The organism is Pedobacter jaeyakensis (assembly GCF_054461315.1).
Genome location: NZ_CM136921.1, coordinates 271,155 through 286,999 on the forward strand (window position 1 = coordinate 271,155; position 15,845 = coordinate 286,999).

The window sequence follows — 15,845 nt, forward strand, 5'->3', positions numbered from 1 at the left end:
TCAGACTACTTGTAAAATGGAAATTTAACTACTTTGGCTTTGATCCTGGTATTGCGGATGTCAATGTAAATCTCTGTTCCTTCTTTATCCAGTCCTTTATCTACATAACCCATACCAATTGCTTTTTGCAAAGAAGGTGCCTGCGTACCTGAGGTTACCTTGCCAATTACCTTGCCTTCTGCATCGACTATCTCGTAATCATGGCGGGGAATTCCCCTATCAATCATTTCAAATCCAATTAACTTGCGTTTTACACCAGCTTCCTTTTGGGCAAGGAGCGCTTCAGCGTTTGTGAACTTCTTGGTGAACTTAGTGATCCATCCCAGGCCAGCTTCTATTGGAGAAGTAGTATCATCAATATCATTACCGTAAAGGCAAAATCCCATTTCTAAGCGAAGTGTATCACGAGCACCCAAACCTATTGGTTTGATGCCCAGAGCAGCTCCAGCTTCAAAAATTGCATCCCATATTTTCTCTGCGTGGGCATTATCAAAGTAAATTTCAAAACCCCCGGCGCCAGTATATCCTGTTGCGGAAATGATCACATTATCTATGCCGGCAAATGTGCCTTTCACAAAAGTATAGTATTCCATCGAGGCCAGATCAACTTCAGTTAGGCTTTGTAAAGCTTCAGCAGCTTTTGGACCTTGTATGGCAAGCAAGGAAGTTTGATCCGAAATGTTGTGCATTTCTACACCTTTATCATTGTAACCCTGGATCCAGTTCCAATCTTTATCAATATTTGATGCATTGACAACAAGCATGTAAGTTTTTTCGTCAATCTTATAGACAAGCAAATCGTCTACTATTCCACCATCTTCGTTGGGAAGGCAGGAGTATTGAACTTTACCATTATATAACTTCGAAGCATCATTACTGGTTACCCTTTGAATCAGGTCAAGCGCATCATCTCCTTTTAATATAAATTCACCCATGTGACTTACATCAAACACTCCAACAGCCGTTCTAACTGTTGCATGCTCTGCATTAATACCTTCGTATTGTACTGGCATATTGTACCCTGCAAAAGGTACCATTTTAGCTCCTAAGGAAATGTGTTTATCTGTTAATGCGGTATTATTCATGTTTACTTTTTATAAAACTGCTGCAAAATTAATTAAAATTTAGGCAGTAACCAGCTTTTGGTAGATATTCAGAATTCTTTCTGATATACTGGAGATATCATGGTCTCTTTCCACTGTTTTTCTGGCAGATTCTCCTATCTCCCGCCATTTATCCGGATTGGTAATGCATTGGAGGATAGATCTGTAAAATTCATCTGCAGTGTTTGCAATGAGAATGTCTTTTCCGGGGTTACATCTGATGCCCTCCGCTGCCATACTGGTCGCTATAATACATTTCTTCATAGCCATGCCTTCAATAATTTTTACCCGCATACCACTTCCTGAAAGCAGGGGAACGATCATGATGTCTTTTGAATTTATAAATTCTACAGCATCAAATATTTCACCCTCTACCACAAGATTTTCAGAATCATAGTCAAAGAATTCCCTCTGCATATTCTTTCCAGCGATGTAAAATCTAAGTTCACTGTTTAGCGTTTCTATATCTGGCCAGATTTCGTCCAGAAACCATTCTAATCCCTCTTTATTCGGTCGCCAGTCCATGGCACCCAGGTGAAAAAGGGTTGGAAAAACATTTGCTGAGGCAGTTGTTACGTACTTATCAAAATCCAATGCAACTGGAAATACCTCGATGGCGATCTCGCAACCGAAACGAAGTATGCTTTGCCTGTCCTGCTCACTAATTGCAAAAATTTGATGAAACCGATTAATTTGCTCTGTCTCATAAACCTTAAGCCGCCTGGCTAAAAACTGCAGGTATCTTCTTTTTGGGGTAAATCTCTCTATGAGTGCAACGCGCTCCCAAACATCAAATTCTATATTGTGGGCCCTGTAAATGATCTTTGCGTTGCTGTTGGCTTTGACTACATCCAGATAGGGGACAACAAACAAGCCCTCAAACTGGATAATATCAAATTCATTTTCCTTTAAAATATTATCCAGCATTCGCTCTGCTTCATCGTCGTAATATCTGGAAACATTATAAGATTGATTGGAGAATATGTTAAACAGTGCCCCCCAAACATTTACTTCTGTATCTAAACTAAACGAATGAAATTTAATGCTATCGAATACCGGATCATATATATCGTCTACATCTACTTTACTCTTGTAAGGATTGATACTGAATAGCGAAACTTCCACACCCAGACGCAGTAGTCCCTTTATTGTGTTATATACCACAATAGGATAACCGCTATTTGGCGGAAAAGGAACTTGATTTGTTAAAAAAAGGGCTTTCAAAGTACGTGAAAATACTAATTATCCCTCGTTTTCTAAAAATAGTTCCAGCTGGGGATTGGTAATACTAAAAGTTTTACGGTGGTATGGCGACAAGCCATGGGTAATTGCGGCAGTTCTGTGAACAATTGTTGGATAACCCTTATTTTGATGCCATTGGTAATGCGGAAAGTTTACGGAGATTTTCTCCATGAATTCATCCCGGTGTGTCTTTGCCAATATAGATGCGGCAGCTATATTTAAATATTTACCATCTCCTTTAATAATACAGGTATGTGGTATGTTTGGAAATGCTTTAAACCTATTTCCATCTATGCTCAGGTGCTCGGGCTTCACGCTTAGTTTCTCCACTGCACGGTGCATCGCCAGAAATGAAGCATTTAAGATATTTATCTGATCAATTTCAATGTTATCTACTTCGGCAACAGCCCAGGAGATTGCTTCTTTTTCGATAATTAGTCGTAATTCACAGCGTTGTTTGTGACTTAGCTTTTTAGAGTCGTTAAGTTCACCGGCATTAAAATCACGAGGTAAAATAACTGCTGCTGCAAAAACGGGCCCAGCTAAGCAACCTCTTCCAGCCTCGTCACATCCTGCTTCCAGCAAATCTTCATGATAACAATTCAATAGCATAGTACAAAGTTAAAGATATAACGCTGTTTTAAACGGAAATATTTTGAGACTTCACATCAAACGCATCTCTTAATCCAATTGCCAACAGATTAAATGCATATACCGTAAGCATAATTGCCAAACCAGGTAGTATGGCGAGGTAAGCAGCATCCATAATAATGTAACCATAATGCTCTTTAATCATCGTTCCCCAGCTTGGCATTGGTGGTTGTGCCCCAAAGCCCAAAAAACTTAGACCGGTTTCCAATAAGATCGCCGCAGCAAAATTAGCTGATGCGACCACCAATATCGGACCTGCGATGTTGGGAAGAATATGCTTACTCAGGATCCTTAGTGTAGGATATCCCAATGCTTTCGAAGCCTCAACAAACTCTACTTCTTTTAACGCCATGACTTGACCCCTTACTAATCTCGCCACATCTACCCATGTTGATAAACCTACCGCAATAAATATCTGCCAGAAACCTTTGCCTAACGCAAACGAAATTGCAATAACAAGCAATAAAGAAGGCAGCGACCAGATCACATTCATCAGCCAACTTATTGCTAAATCGGTCTTACCACCAAAATAACCAGCAACTGCACCCAGACTTACTCCAATAAATAATGAGATTATTACCGCCATCAAACCTACAGATAAGGATACACGTGTCCCGATAAGAAGCCTGCTCAATAAATCCCTTCCATAAATATCTGTACCAAGCCAGTACTTCCTTTCATATTGGTAATGACCTTTAACCAAAGGATAAGCTTTCTCCTCCGCTATTTCATCATCTCCAATATATTCACGTGCATAAATGTAATTTCCCATTTTTCTTACAGAGGTTACAGGAATACTTTTAAAACTTAGTTCTTGACCATAAAGCATCTTTTCAAAAAGGCCAACCTTCTTTATTCTTTCATTCCTGCTGATGATCAGGAAGCTAAAACTCCTTCCAGGCTTTCTGTTATTGAGCTGCAGATGCATTTCATTAGCTTGTGGAGTTTGATCGGGTGTGATCAAATAACCTAAAAAGCAAACCATAATTAGCAACAATATAAAGATGAAGCCGCCTACTGCCAGCTTATTTTTTAGGAACCTTTTCCATACTTGCTTTGATGGGCTATTGCTATTTTCCACTATCTTACCATCCTATCTTTCCAATTGTATTTACCCGAATTCCCAGCTACCCCGATATAAACTATATAAAGTATATGCAACAGGTTTAAGAGTGGCAAAAAAACAAGCAACTCTCGGCGCCTTGCAAATTTCGTAATTCCTACCAAAAACATTAATTCTATTGCAATTTTTGCCAGCAGTTGATAAAATGCAACCTTCAAAAGTGCAATAAAAAAAATACCTGCTAATAAATTGAGGAGGATACTAAGATTAAAAATCCAAACACCTACGCCCAGCACAATAATTGATTTATTTTTATAGCGGGTACTTTTAGATGCCCACCGCTTACGTTGTTGTATAAACTCGCCAAGATTAGGCTTCGCGTGCGTATAAACGATCGCGTCTTCATTCTTTAAGAAGCCAATGTTATTGTCGTATTTGGCAGCCATTTTATGGAGCAATAGTTCATCATCGCCAGAGGCAAGATCATCGATACCTCTGAACCCACCTACCTCATAAAAAGCTTTTCTTTCATAGCAAAGATTTGCCCCATTACAGGTTGATGGCCGTTTATTTCCAATAGTAGAAGCGCCTAAACCAATTAGATACAAAAATTCAAGCGCCTGAGCCTTTTCAAAAAAACTCTTTTCCTGGAAGTAAGCCACTGGGGAGGAAATCATCTTGTAACCTTTCTCTTCGTAATAAGCCACAATAGTTGACAACCATCTTGGCCCCATCCTACAGTCTGCATCTGTTGTTATGATCAAGTCACCTTTACAGTCTGCGATAGCCGTTTGAATTGCTTTCTTTTTATAAGAGTTTAAGGCTTTGGATTCATTTAACGTAATTAGTCTCACACCCTTAGTAGCGTAGGATGACACAATGCTTCCAGTTTCGTCGGTTGAATGGTCATCTATAATGATAATCTCCGTTAGCTCTTTATCATAGCTTTGAGCTAATAAGTCTTCGATCGTCTTTTTGATGTTATCTTCCTCATTCCTTGCAGCAACAATGATGGAAACCTTGGTAATTCCATCAGCTAAGTGGGTCAAAGGATGGAAATCTTTCAGCCTTGTCCATCCCAGTATAAACATACATACTATCAAAACGTATGCAAACGTCAATAGATACGATATATAGCTAATCGTTTCGAGTATTTCCAAAAAAGTTTAGTTTAATAACAAAATAAGAGCCTAATATAGCAGGAATAATAATATTAATAAGCCATATACTAGCAGTACTTGCAATAACTGCCACGTCCTGATCAGTTATTGAACTAAAAAAATATGATGCAGTCACACTGCGAACTCCAATATCAAAAAGATCAAGTGAAGGAAGTGTCGATTGTACGAAAAATAAGATACTTACCATCATTAGAATATCGAGATAATGAATTTGAGGGATAAGCCAATAGAATAGCACAAAATATTGGGTGCTAAAAACAGCATACCTCGCCAAACAAAACAAAAGAATCTTAAGCAATTCCCTCTTTTGATAACGAGCAAGAATACTGTAAAATTTTTTGTATTTCCGGGTAAATTTCATGGAAAGCAGAATTCCATTAAGCCATTTGATATTAAAATAAAAAATGATAAAAAAGGAGCAAAACATGATTGACAAAATCAACAGCGCATAAAAGAGCCGATAATCCAGTTCTGAAAACCGATGTATGAAAAAACATAAGGCTATAGCACCAAAAACATTAGTGAGCACCATCTGGCCAATATTGCCGACAGCCATTGCCACGACTCCAACAATTCTCCTTTTTGGAGATAAAAAGAAAACCCGCCCGCCATATTCGCCAAGCCTGTTAGGTGTAAAAACAGCCCATGTTAGACCACAAAAAACTGATTCTATAGCTCTCCAAATTGTAATTTTCTCTACTCCAGCTATCAGTTTTCGCCATTTTAACGCTTCCAACCCCCAATTCACGAACATTAGAAAAAAAACAAAACTCATTACCAAAACCACCTCGGTAACGGGAATCTTACTCAGAATCCTTTCGAAAGAACGTAAATTCTGATTTGCTGTAAGCTTATTATAAATAAACCAAAATGCAAACAGCACCACACTGATTTTAATTAAAATTGAAAAGATCTTTTTGTATCTGGCTGTCACTTTCTTCCTTTTACTGTCTGCAAATATGCTTAATATTGTGCTATGTTGGCCGAAAAAAAAGAAAGGGTAATTATGGGGATTGACCCCGGCACCTCCATAATGGGATATGGCGTGATATTGGAGAAGGGTAGCAAAATTGAATTGATTACTTTGGGAATTGTTAGGATGGATCATCTCGATGACCACTTTTTGAAGTTACAACGCATTTTTGAAAAAACAGTAAACCTGTTGGAGGAATATAAACCAGACGTCCTTGCTCTTGAAGCACCATTTTATGGGAAAAATATTCAAGTAATGCTTAAACTAGGCCGGGCACAAGGTATCGCAATGGCCGCTGCTCTATCAAGAAATATTCCGATTACGGAGTACGCACCACGAAAAATTAAGCAATCCATTACAGGCAATGGTAATACTAGTAAAGAACAAGTTGCGGCAATGCTTCAGCGACTACTCAATTTTAAAGAAACGCCTGAGTTTCTTGATGCAACAGATGGACTTGCAGTTGCAGTTTGCCACTCCTTTCAGCGGGTTAACACCTCCGGAAGCGGCAAATCGTATTCTGGTTGGGAAGCTTTTGCTAAAGACAACAAAAAAAGACTTAAGTAATAATTTTTACTTGATGTTTTCTTCTCCTTCTATAATGAAAACATCCATATATAGCCCATAATAAAGCGATTACTGCCCATAATTTTAAGATAATAAACAACAAATCAGTGAACAGCAACCATCCACTGAAATAAGTAACCTTAAATAATCCAATAAAAGTAAAACCCCCATCAGAATGAAGCTGACGGGGGTCTAAAACTTAGGGTTTTTTATAAAACCTATGCTGCTAATATTTTAAATACTGCTTTGCAGGCGATAAAAGATCCAATAAAAAGAATTACCCATGACGCAATAGATAAGGCTGTTGAATCAAAGGCGAAGCGAAGATAAACACCCACTATACTGATAAGAACACCAACAACTATCATTGTATAAATTGAAGTCTCATTGGCTCTTTTCATGCTCTCTTCTGTACTTTTATTTGAAGTATTTTCCATGTCTTAATAATTTACGATCAAAAATAATATAATAAATCTATTCCTGTATATGTAACTTAAATTAGTAACCAACAATTATCCATTGAGCGCAGCAGCACCACTTACGATCTCTGTTAATTCTGTGGTAATAGCAGCTTGTCGTGCTTGATTATAAGACAATTTCAAGGCTTTCAACAAATCTCCTGCATTCTCAGTCGCTTTGTCCATCGAAGTCATCCGTGCCCCATGTTCCGATGCATGAGAATCTAATACAGCCTTATAAAGCTGGATTTTTATAGATTTTGGAATCAATTGCTCAACAATGCTCTCCTGAGAAGGCTCAAGAATATAATCAATCGTAGTTGATTTTACCTTTTCTTGTGTATCATTTTTTGGCAATGGCAATAGTTGCTCAGTTGTAAGAATCTGTACAGCTGCATTCTTAAATTTGTTATAAACCAACTCCACTCTATCAAACTCTCCTTTTTCAAAGCCCTGCATAATAGACTCGGTGATTTTGGTTACATTCTCAAAAGTCAAGGATGCATAAACTTCATTATTGTTTCCAATAACTCTATAATTACGCTTTTCATAAAAGTCTTGAGACTTCTTGCCAATCGCCACAATGCTCACATGACCATTTTTATGCTGCTCACTATACTTTTCGGCAATTAAATTATTTGCAGCTTTTATTACATTCATATTGAACGCACCCGCTAGTCCGCGGTTAGACGAAACAACAATAATCAATACTTTATTAGGAACGCGCTCCTGTATAAAAGGAGATGAAGAACCTTCCAAACTAGCAGAAAGATTTCCTAAGATTTCTTTAAGCTTCATAGCATATGGACGCAATTGTATAATAGCATTTGTAGCACGCTTCAACTTAGCAGCCGATACCATTTTCATGGCCTTGGTAATCTGCTGAGTTGATTGTACAGAGGCTATGCGAATTCTTACTTCTTTTAAATTTGCCATTACTTGTGTTTAGTTAATATTTACCTGAAAGCTCTTTTGCAACAGTTTCTAATACGCCTGTAATCGTATCATCAAATTTACCAGCCTTCAAGGCCTTCAATGTATCAGGATGACGGAGTTCCAATTGTTGTAAATATTCAGTCTCAAATTCCCTTACCTTATTCACAGGAACAGAGCGCATTAAGTTTTTGGTACCGATGTAAATAATCGCAACTTGCTTCTCAACCGTCATAGGCGAGAATTGTCCTTGTTTAAGAATTTCAACGTTCCGGGCTCCTTTATCCAAAACAGATTTTGTAGCTGCATCAAGGTCAGAACCAAATTTAGAGAAAGCCTCAAGCTCCCTGTATTGTGCCTGGTCAAGTTTTAAGGTACCGGCAACTTTCTTCATTGACTTAATCTGAGCATTACCACCTACACGGGATACAGATATACCTACGTTGATCGCTGGACGAATACCTGAATTAAACAAATTACTCTCCAGGAAAATCTGTCCATCAGTAATAGAAATTACATTGGTTGGAATATATGCCGAAACGTCACCTGCTTGTGTTTCGATGATCGGTAACGCGGTTAGAGAACCTCCTCCTTTAACGATTCCTTTTAATGACTCAGGAAGATCGTTCATTGCCTGTGCAATTTCATCATTGGAGTTAATTTTCGCAGCACGCTCTAACAGACGACTGTGAAGATAAAACACGTCTCCAGGATAAGCCTCACGACCCGGTGGACGACGTAGTAATAATGAAACCTCACGATAAGCAACAGCTTGCTTAGAAAGATCATCGTAAACGATTAGAGCAGGTCTTCCGGTATCACGGAAAAACTCGCCTATTGCTGCACCAGAAAATGGTGCGTAAAATTGCAATGGTGCTGGTTCAGCTGCAGATGCTGCCACTACTACCGTATACGGCATCGCACCATTCTCTTCCAACGTACGAACGATATTAGCTACAGTACTTGCTTTCTGACCGCAAGCTACGTATATACAGAATACAGGGTTACCTGCTTCATAAAATTCTTTCTGATTAATGATTGTATCTATACAAACAGCAGTTTTACCGATCTGACGATCACCAATCACCAGCTCACGCTGTCCGCGGCCAATTGGAATCATCCCATCAATGGCTTTGATACCTGTTTGTAAAGGTTCAGTAACTGGCTGACGGTAGATTACCCCTGGAGCTTTACGCTCAATCGGCATCTCATAGGTCTGACCTAATATAGGACCTTTACCATCAATAGCCTCGCCAAGCGTATTCACAACACGTCCCAGCATACCTTCACCAACTTTAATAGAGGCAATTTTCTTAGTACGTTTAATCGTATCTCCTTCTTTGATCGTATCAGAAGGTCCTAAAAGTACCACACCAACATTGTCCTCTTCAAGGTTCAAAACGATACCTTGTAAGCCGGTTTCAAACTCCACTAACTCACCCGATTGAACTTTAGTTAGGCCATACACGCGAGCAATACCATCGCCCACTTGTAATACAGTACCAACTTCTTCAAGTTCTGCTTCTGATTTGAAGCCCGCCAATTGCTGCCTGATAATTGCCGATACTTCGTCTGGTCTTACCTCTACCATAATTTTATATTATTTCTTTTGTAAATCAGTAAATGTTATCTTCTTGTTGCTGGTTATTTATACAATACCCTGGGCAAATTCCTTTTTTAACTTATTCAATCCATGTAAGATGCTGGCATCAAACTGCTTATCGCCTACCTTTAGTATAAAACCGCCAATTAGCTTATCATTTATTTTAGCCTTAATCACTACCTCATTAGCACTTGTCTCTTTCTTAACAATAGCTTCTATTTCCTTAATATTTTCGGCCGTAAGCTCGGTAGCTGATGAAACCTCTGCCGTAACTATCCCTTTGATAGAATTGTATTGTGAAATAAAAGCTTTTGCTGTACCAAATAAAATAGCCGATCTCCCTTTCATTACTACGAGGTTCATGAAAGTGTTGGTAAGAGATTGAACCTTTGCACCAAATATATTTTTAAGGATTCCGGCCTTCTTACCAAGGGGAACAATAGGATTGTTAAGAATGGCCTCAAGTTCGGGATTCTCATCAATTATCCTGGCCAACAATACCATGTCATTCTTCACCTCTTCAAAAGAATTTTGTTCTTTTGAAAGGTCAATTATAGACTTCGCGTATCTCGATGCTGCTTTATTTTCCGACATAATCTCTTCTAGTTCTTACTAGTTTAATTCTACATCCTTTAAAAGGTTGGTCACCAGCTCCTGCTGCTTAATCTTATCCTTTAATTGATTTCTCAATACACGCTCAGCGATATCAATAGACAAACTAGAAACTTGATTTTTCAATTCAGCCAAAGCAGCTTTCTTTTGATTCTCGATTTCAATTTTCGCTTTCTCAATCATTTTAGCTCCTTCGTTGTGCGCTTGAGACTTTGCCTCGTGTAATATATTATCTTTAAGCGATTTAGCTTCCTTTAATATTAAATCACGCTCCGCACGGGCCTCTTTCATTAACTCTTCATTTTGAGCGGTTAAACGGGTCATTTCCTGTTTTGCAAGCTCCGCTTTATTTAAAGCTTCATCAATTGATTGTTCACGCTCTTTAATGGCTGCCAGAACTGGCTTCCACGCAAACTTAGCCAATAAGAACATCAGCAATAAAAATGCTATCGTTTGAAGGATAACCAAGCCAAATTCCGGTACTAATAATTCCATTTAAATATATTTTTATCGTTTAATCTTCTAAAAAAATGTGCCGGACAAAGCCCGGCACAAGTTAATTCTAACCATTACCCATTAGGGCAACAACTACCGCGAATAAAGCAACAGCTTCAACGAAAGCTGCAGCGATCAACATCGCAGTTTGGATTTTAGAGGCTGCTTCCGGCTGACGTGCGATACCGTCCATAGCGGAACCACCAATTTTACCGATACCTAGACCAGCGCCAATCGCAGCTAATCCTGCACCAATTGCAGCAATACTTCCTGTAATCATGATTTTATATATTATAGTGTTAAAAAATAATTCAAATTAATGATGCTCTTCAATTGCCATTCCTATAAATAAGGCCGAAAGAATCGTAAATATAAACGCTTGTATAAAAGCTACTAGTAACTCTATTGCACCAATAAATACAGCAAAAGCAACTGAAACAGGGGCGATATACAAACTGTCAAACACAAATACCAAACAGATCAGCGATAACACTAAAATGTGACCAGCAGTAATGTTAGCAAACAAACGAATCATTAATGCTATTGGCTTTGTGAAGATACCAAACAGCTCAACAGGCACCATCACGACATACATCCACCATGGCACGTCAGGCATAAAAATATGTTTCCAGTAATATTTATTACCGTTGAAGACAGTCAGACAAAATGTTGCTACTGCAAGTACTAAAGTCACTGCGATGTTCCCCGTCAAATTCGCACCACCTGGCAAAAACGGAACCAGTCCCAGCATATTGTTAAACCAGATAAAGAAAAATACCGTGAGTAGATAGGGCATAAAACGCTCGTACTTATGACCTAGATTTGGCTTCGCAATATCATCACGGACAAACAATATAATAGGCTCCATCCAGGATTGTAATCCTTTAGGTGATTTACCTTTACGTTTTTTATATCCATTGGCCACGTTTAGAAACACGGCAAGAATAACGATTATTGATAAAAATAATGTGCAGGCATTTTTAGTAAGCGATAAGTCAAGTGGGCGATCGTTAGCTGCGTGATGCTTTTCATCAAGATCCACATATTGACCATGCTCATTTGCAGAAGCAGAAGCATAATATATTTTTTCATGTAATTTCACAAAGCCCAGACCCTTACGTTCAACAACAACCTTAGCCTCATCATCACCAAGAAAATCTCCCGAACTAAAAGTCACCACCCCATTTTTGGAATATAAAATAACAGGCAAATTGATATAAGTTTCACCAATTACATGCCAGCTGTGCGAATCGGCAATGTGGTGAAGTGCAAACTTTCCAATGTCAAATTTTTTTGCAGGAATTTCATCGTGAGCCGCTTCAGCAACATGAACAGTATCAGTCTGAGCAAAAGCTCCTGAACTAGAAAAAAACGCTAAAAAAAGCGTAAAAACAACAATTAACCTATTTATTCTAAACTCAAAAACGTGGCTACAATCCATTTAGTCGCAGATTTTTACTATTTATTTTGGTGGCGCAAGTTACGCAACAAACAGTATATTTCAAAGAAGGAGAACAATAAATATAAAGAAAAAAAATCAAGTACGAAAACAAGTCCCCTCTCCTTACTTTTAAGGCTGTAAATCAGCACAAAAGCCATAGAAAAAAGCATTTTTACTGCAATTGATCCCATAATCGCCATTATACCCGTTTCAGGGTTTCTTTTGATGCCAAGATCAGCAACTGCATAAGCAATAAAAGTAAGCCCAGCTAAAAAACCGAAGATCAACCAAAACTTGTCAGCCAAAATTTTAACATCACTATAAAAACCTTGCAAAGCAAAGGCGACAATACCCAAAACCAGAGTAAAAATTAAATAATAGATAGCGAATCGAAATAATGTCAATTTGTTTTTTTTTACAAAAATAGAGAATTGCTGCATTCTTTAGTTACTCTTCCTTTTTATTAAGTTGCCGCACTACCTGATAAAGTGAAATGAGAACCCCTGCTAAACTCAGCAACGCAGTAAATATCGGCGATTTGGATTGCAGATGAGCATCCAATTTGTACCCTGCGAAAGCAAAAACACCAATAGTAACCAGCATCTGAACGCTGATTGAAGAATATTTAGCAAAATTACTTACCTGCTTCTTTTTATTGTTCATCGCATTAAGTTAATTATTCATGTTTAATAAGGAACTTATTAATGAATAAAATACTTTTGCATATATTTTGTAATTTTAAACACTAACCTATCCCTGTCTTTGAAAATCTCGAGTTTATATATTTTAAAGCTATTAGCATTTAGTTTATGTGCCTCCATCTTGTTGTCTTGCAGTTCTCAAAAGGACACAGTAACCAGCAGGGGAATGCAAAATTTAACGTCCCGCTATAATTATATTTATAACGCAAATGTAGCGCTAAAAAACCATAGGCTGGAACTTACAGACACTTATAAAGACAATTACGATCAAATCTTACCTGTTTATATTGCTCCGGAAGTGGATGAGAATCAACTTGTCACCTCTCTTAACATCAAGGGCATGGATGAAATCATTAAGAAGGCTCAAGTCATCATTCTCGAGAAAAGTTTTAGTAATTATACAGATGATGCCTACATCCTGCTCGGTAAAGCAAACTTTTATAACGGCAACTATTTCACGGCTGCAGAGTATTTTGGTTATGCCGCAAAAGCTTATAAAACCAATATCTATAGTTATATAGAGGCACTGGACTGGCAAGCTAGAAGTCTGATGCAGATTAACAGAATCAGTTCGGCGAATACAGTATTGGACAGCTTGGAAGCGGCTTTACCTCGCATCAAACCAAGTTCCATCTTCGCGGATCCTTTCGCAACCATGGCGCAAATGAGTATCTATAATGGCAATGATGATGCCGCGATATCCTATCTTAAAGATGCCATTAAAGCAAGTAATTCCAAAATGGATAAGATCCGTTGGAACTACATACTTGCCCAGCAATATGAAAAGCAGAAAAATATTACTGAATCGATCCTGCAATATAAAAAAGTGGAAAAAAGCAATGCACCGTTCGAGATGTATTTTAATGCTAAGTTGAATCAAATAAAACTCACATCAGCCAATACCAAGACAGTCGATAAAAAGACTCAATTGTTATCCCTATTAAAGGACGACAAAAATCTGGACTACAATGACCAGGTCTATTTTCAAATCGCAGAATATCTTAGCAGTGAAGGCGCTTATCAGGAGGCACAAAGCAATTACATTACCTCAATTCGTGTTGCAACTTCTAATCAGTATCAGAAGGGCCTTTCCTACCTTCGAGTAGCTGATCTGAATTTCCGGTACTTGAAAGACTATCTGAAGGCCAAATCTTATTACGACAGCGCCGTTGCTATTTTGCCAAAAAATTACCCGGGTTATAACCTGATCCTTAAAAAGAGCCTAAATCTTGACTATCTTACACAAAGATATCAGTCAATTACACTTGAGGACACACTATCAGCGATTGCTAAACTTCCAATTCAGGATCGCCTGTCCCGAATACAAAACTTCGTAAATCCGGCTAATACAAAGCCGATAAATAATAACGGAAAACCATTAGATTATAATTATCAGACTTCAATCAATAAAGGAACTGTTGTAACCGGATCCTTTTATTTCAGCAACCCCACGGCATTAAGTATGGGCTTCTCAGATTTTAAAAAAAAATGGGGTAGTCGCAAATTGGAAAATAATTGGCGACAAAGCACTAGAAGTGCTGCGCAAGCTACTGTTCAGGATATAACTAGCAACACTAGTACAGTGCTAGTACCAGGAGATTCATTGAAAAATAATTTGGTAGATAAACAATCACTCGTGGAATTATACAGTTCCATGCTTCCATTAACGCCAGAGCTTGTTAAATCAGCTAATCAAAAGATAATTGACGCTTATTATGAGATCGCGAGCTTCTACCTGCAAGAATTAAATGATCCAGATGAGGCACAGCAAGTATATCTTACTTTACTAAACCGCTTCCCCGTAAACAGTCATCTTGATGCCATCTATTACAGTCTTTACCTTATCAACCGAACAGACAATGTTAAAGTTTCTGACGAATATAAAAACAAAGTGTTAACAGAATTCCCAAATTCATTGTATACAAAGACCATCACAGATCCTTCTTTCTCAATTAGACAGTCCGAGACAGAAGTAGCCATCACCAAGAAATATAACACGGTATTTGATCAATATCTAAAAAAGGAATTTGATAACGTCATAACGGGAGTAACTGGGTCAGAGAGCACACAAAATGGTTTTTTAGCTGCGCAATTCGCGTATCTGAAAGCTATTGCAATTGGTCGATCTTTTCCTGTCGATAGTCTCATTACTGCTTTTAACCAAATTCTAGTATCTTATCCAGATGATCAATTAATTACCCCACTTGTTAAGGAGCACCTCAATTATATCAATTTACATCTAGAAGATTTTAGGAAAAGGAAAATAGCGTTAGTCGATTTTGATCCAAATGAGCCACCATTTACGGGCCCTAATTTCCCACAGCCTGTTGTAGGAAATATTCCAAAGCCCGCAACTACAAGTGAGCCGCAAAATAAACCAGAATTGCCAAAAGTAATATCAGCAGTATTACCAGCTCAAAAACCCGCTGTTTCGGATTCAAATCCAATAAAAACCGACGGAACTTTTAGCAACGCACCTTCTTTAACTTATTACTTCGTGGTGGATGTTGCAGATGCTTCACTGACCCTTAGCTCTTCGCGATTTGGCATCGGACAATTCAACAGAGGTAACTATACTGGAAGTAATTTGCGCCATCAGCTTAAAGAATTTGACAATGATCAACTGATTTATGTAGGGAACTTTAGTAGTTTTGAAGAGGCAAAAGTATATTCAAATGGCATTGTACCTCAACTGAAACAAATCATGAAGGTTCCCGCTGGCATATATACTAGCTTTATTATCAGTAAAGAAAATTTGGACAAACTGAATAGTAAAGCATTGCTGGAGAAATATTTAGAATTTTACAAAAACAATTATTAGC

Annotated in this window: 17 protein-coding genes; 2 read left to right on the forward strand and 15 right to left on the reverse strand. The window is 38.1% G+C overall.

The window, feature by feature from the left end:
* Positions 1-5 precede the first annotated feature (5 nt).
* The 6 genes from gcvT to ACXZ1K_RS01390 form a co-directional block, all read right to left on the reverse strand.
* Complete coding sequence (gene gcvT / locus ACXZ1K_RS01365; RefSeq protein ID WP_458971586.1) at positions 6-1,085, reverse strand: glycine cleavage system aminomethyltransferase GcvT; 1,080 nt, start codon at positions 1,083-1,085, stop codon at positions 6-8.
* A gap of 39 nt (positions 1,086-1,124) precedes the next feature.
* Positions 1,125-2,267 (reverse strand): glycosyltransferase family 4 protein, encoded by a 1,143-nt coding sequence (locus tag ACXZ1K_RS01370; RefSeq protein WP_458971587.1) that lies wholly within the window; start codon positions 2,265-2,267, stop codon positions 1,125-1,127.
* A gap of 78 nt (positions 2,268-2,345) precedes the next feature.
* Positions 2,346-2,957: a ribonuclease HII gene (locus ACXZ1K_RS01375; protein WP_458971588.1), complete on the reverse strand. Its 612-nt coding sequence runs from the start codon at positions 2,955-2,957 to the stop codon at positions 2,346-2,348.
* A 28-nt stretch (positions 2,958-2,985) separates the two neighbouring features.
* Complete coding sequence (locus tag ACXZ1K_RS01380) at positions 2,986-4,077, reverse strand: ABC transporter permease (RefSeq protein ID WP_458971589.1); 1,092 nt, start codon at positions 4,075-4,077, stop codon at positions 2,986-2,988.
* Positions 4,077-5,150: a glycosyltransferase family 2 protein gene (locus tag ACXZ1K_RS01385; RefSeq protein WP_458971590.1), complete on the reverse strand. Its 1,074-nt coding sequence runs from the start codon at positions 5,148-5,150 to the stop codon at positions 4,077-4,079. The genes ACXZ1K_RS01380 and ACXZ1K_RS01385 overlap by 1 nt, the downstream gene beginning before the upstream one ends.
* Positions 5,151-5,196: 46 nt before the next feature.
* Positions 5,197-6,174, reverse strand: a complete 978-nt coding sequence (locus ACXZ1K_RS01390) for a hypothetical protein (RefSeq protein ID WP_458971591.1) — start codon at positions 6,172-6,174, stop codon at positions 5,197-5,199.
* 42 nt (positions 6,175-6,216) lie between these two features.
* Between ACXZ1K_RS01390 and ruvC the strand changes: the two genes are divergently transcribed.
* Positions 6,217-6,780 carry a crossover junction endodeoxyribonuclease RuvC gene (gene ruvC, locus ACXZ1K_RS01395; protein ID WP_458971592.1) on the forward strand — a complete coding sequence of 188 codons (564 nt, stop codon included), beginning with the start codon at positions 6,217-6,219 and terminating at the stop codon, positions 6,778-6,780.
* Between the two features lie 218 nt (positions 6,781-6,998).
* Here ruvC and ACXZ1K_RS01400 read toward each other — a convergent pair whose 3' ends face one another.
* From ACXZ1K_RS01400 to ACXZ1K_RS01440, 9 genes are all read right to left on the reverse strand, one after another.
* Positions 6,999-7,217, reverse strand: coding sequence for a hypothetical protein (locus ACXZ1K_RS01400; RefSeq protein WP_458971593.1), 219 nt, complete (start codon positions 7,215-7,217; stop codon positions 6,999-7,001).
* 75 nt (positions 7,218-7,292) lie between these two features.
* Positions 7,293-8,174: an ATP synthase F1 subunit gamma gene (gene atpG / locus ACXZ1K_RS01405; RefSeq protein ID WP_458971594.1), complete on the reverse strand. Its 882-nt coding sequence runs from the start codon at positions 8,172-8,174 to the stop codon at positions 7,293-7,295.
* Between the two features lie 13 nt (positions 8,175-8,187).
* Positions 8,188-9,762 (reverse strand): F0F1 ATP synthase subunit alpha, encoded by a 1,575-nt coding sequence (gene atpA / locus ACXZ1K_RS01410; RefSeq protein WP_458971595.1) that lies wholly within the window; start codon positions 9,760-9,762, stop codon positions 8,188-8,190.
* A gap of 57 nt (positions 9,763-9,819) precedes the next feature.
* Complete coding sequence (atpH, locus tag ACXZ1K_RS01415; RefSeq protein ID WP_458971596.1) at positions 9,820-10,368, reverse strand: ATP synthase F1 subunit delta; 549 nt, start codon at positions 10,366-10,368, stop codon at positions 9,820-9,822.
* 18 nt (positions 10,369-10,386) lie between these two features.
* Positions 10,387-10,881 carry a F0F1 ATP synthase subunit B gene (locus ACXZ1K_RS01420; RefSeq protein WP_458971597.1) on the reverse strand — a complete coding sequence of 165 codons (495 nt, stop codon included), beginning with the start codon at positions 10,879-10,881 and terminating at the stop codon, positions 10,387-10,389.
* 67 nt (positions 10,882-10,948) lie between these two features.
* Complete coding sequence (atpE, locus tag ACXZ1K_RS01425; protein ID WP_108553637.1) at positions 10,949-11,158, reverse strand: ATP synthase F0 subunit C; 210 nt, start codon at positions 11,156-11,158, stop codon at positions 10,949-10,951.
* Between the two features lie 39 nt (positions 11,159-11,197).
* Complete coding sequence (gene atpB, locus ACXZ1K_RS01430; protein WP_458971598.1) at positions 11,198-12,322, reverse strand: F0F1 ATP synthase subunit A; 1,125 nt, start codon at positions 12,320-12,322, stop codon at positions 11,198-11,200.
* 17 nt (positions 12,323-12,339) lie between these two features.
* Positions 12,340-12,762, reverse strand: coding sequence for a hypothetical protein (locus tag ACXZ1K_RS01435; protein ID WP_458971599.1), 423 nt, complete (start codon positions 12,760-12,762; stop codon positions 12,340-12,342).
* Between the two features lie 7 nt (positions 12,763-12,769).
* Entirely contained in the window at positions 12,770-12,985 is a 216-nt protein-coding gene (locus ACXZ1K_RS01440; protein ID WP_458971600.1) for an AtpZ/AtpI family protein, read from the reverse strand.
* Between the two features lie 159 nt (positions 12,986-13,144).
* On the opposite strand from ACXZ1K_RS01440, the gene porW reads away from it, so the two are divergent.
* Entirely contained in the window at positions 13,145-15,844 is a 2,700-nt protein-coding gene (porW, locus tag ACXZ1K_RS01445) for a type IX secretion system periplasmic lipoprotein PorW/SprE (protein WP_458973221.1), read from the forward strand.
* Position 15,845 lies beyond the last annotated feature (1 nt).

Bases quoted from the DNA above. Each gene is read 5' to 3' on its own strand.
- gcvT (WP_458971586.1), bottom strand. From the start codon at position 1,085: ATGAATAATACCGCATTAACAGATAAACACATTTCCTTAGGAGCTAAA.
- ACXZ1K_RS01375 (WP_458971588.1), bottom strand. From the start codon at position 2,957: ATGCTATTGAATTGTTATCATGAAGATTTGCTGGAAGCAGGATGTGAC.
- ACXZ1K_RS01385 (WP_458971590.1), bottom strand. From the start codon at position 5,150: ATGTTTATACTGGGATGGACAAGGCTGAAAGATTTCCATCCTTTGACC.
- ruvC (WP_458971592.1), top strand. From the start codon at position 6,217: ATGTTGGCCGAAAAAAAAGAAAGGGTAATTATGGGGATTGACCCCGGC.
- ACXZ1K_RS01400 (WP_458971593.1), bottom strand. From the start codon at position 7,217: ATGGAAAATACTTCAAATAAAAGTACAGAAGAGAGCATGAAAAGAGCC.
- atpG (WP_458971594.1), bottom strand. From the start codon at position 8,174: ATGGCAAATTTAAAAGAAGTAAGAATTCGCATAGCCTCTGTACAATCA.
- atpA (WP_458971595.1), bottom strand. From the start codon at position 9,762: ATGGTAGAGGTAAGACCAGACGAAGTATCGGCAATTATCAGGCAGCAA.
- atpH (WP_458971596.1), bottom strand. From the start codon at position 10,368: ATGTCGGAAAATAAAGCAGCATCGAGATACGCGAAGTCTATAATTGAC.
- ACXZ1K_RS01420 (WP_458971597.1), bottom strand. From the start codon at position 10,881: ATGGAATTATTAGTACCGGAATTTGGCTTGGTTATCCTTCAAACGATA.
- atpB (WP_458971598.1), bottom strand. From the start codon at position 12,322: ATGGATTGTAGCCACGTTTTTGAGTTTAGAATAAATAGGTTAATTGTT.
- ACXZ1K_RS01435 (WP_458971599.1), bottom strand. From the start codon at position 12,762: ATGCAGCAATTCTCTATTTTTGTAAAAAAAAACAAATTGACATTATTT.
- ACXZ1K_RS01440 (WP_458971600.1), bottom strand. From the start codon at position 12,985: ATGAACAATAAAAAGAAGCAGGTAAGTAATTTTGCTAAATATTCTTCA.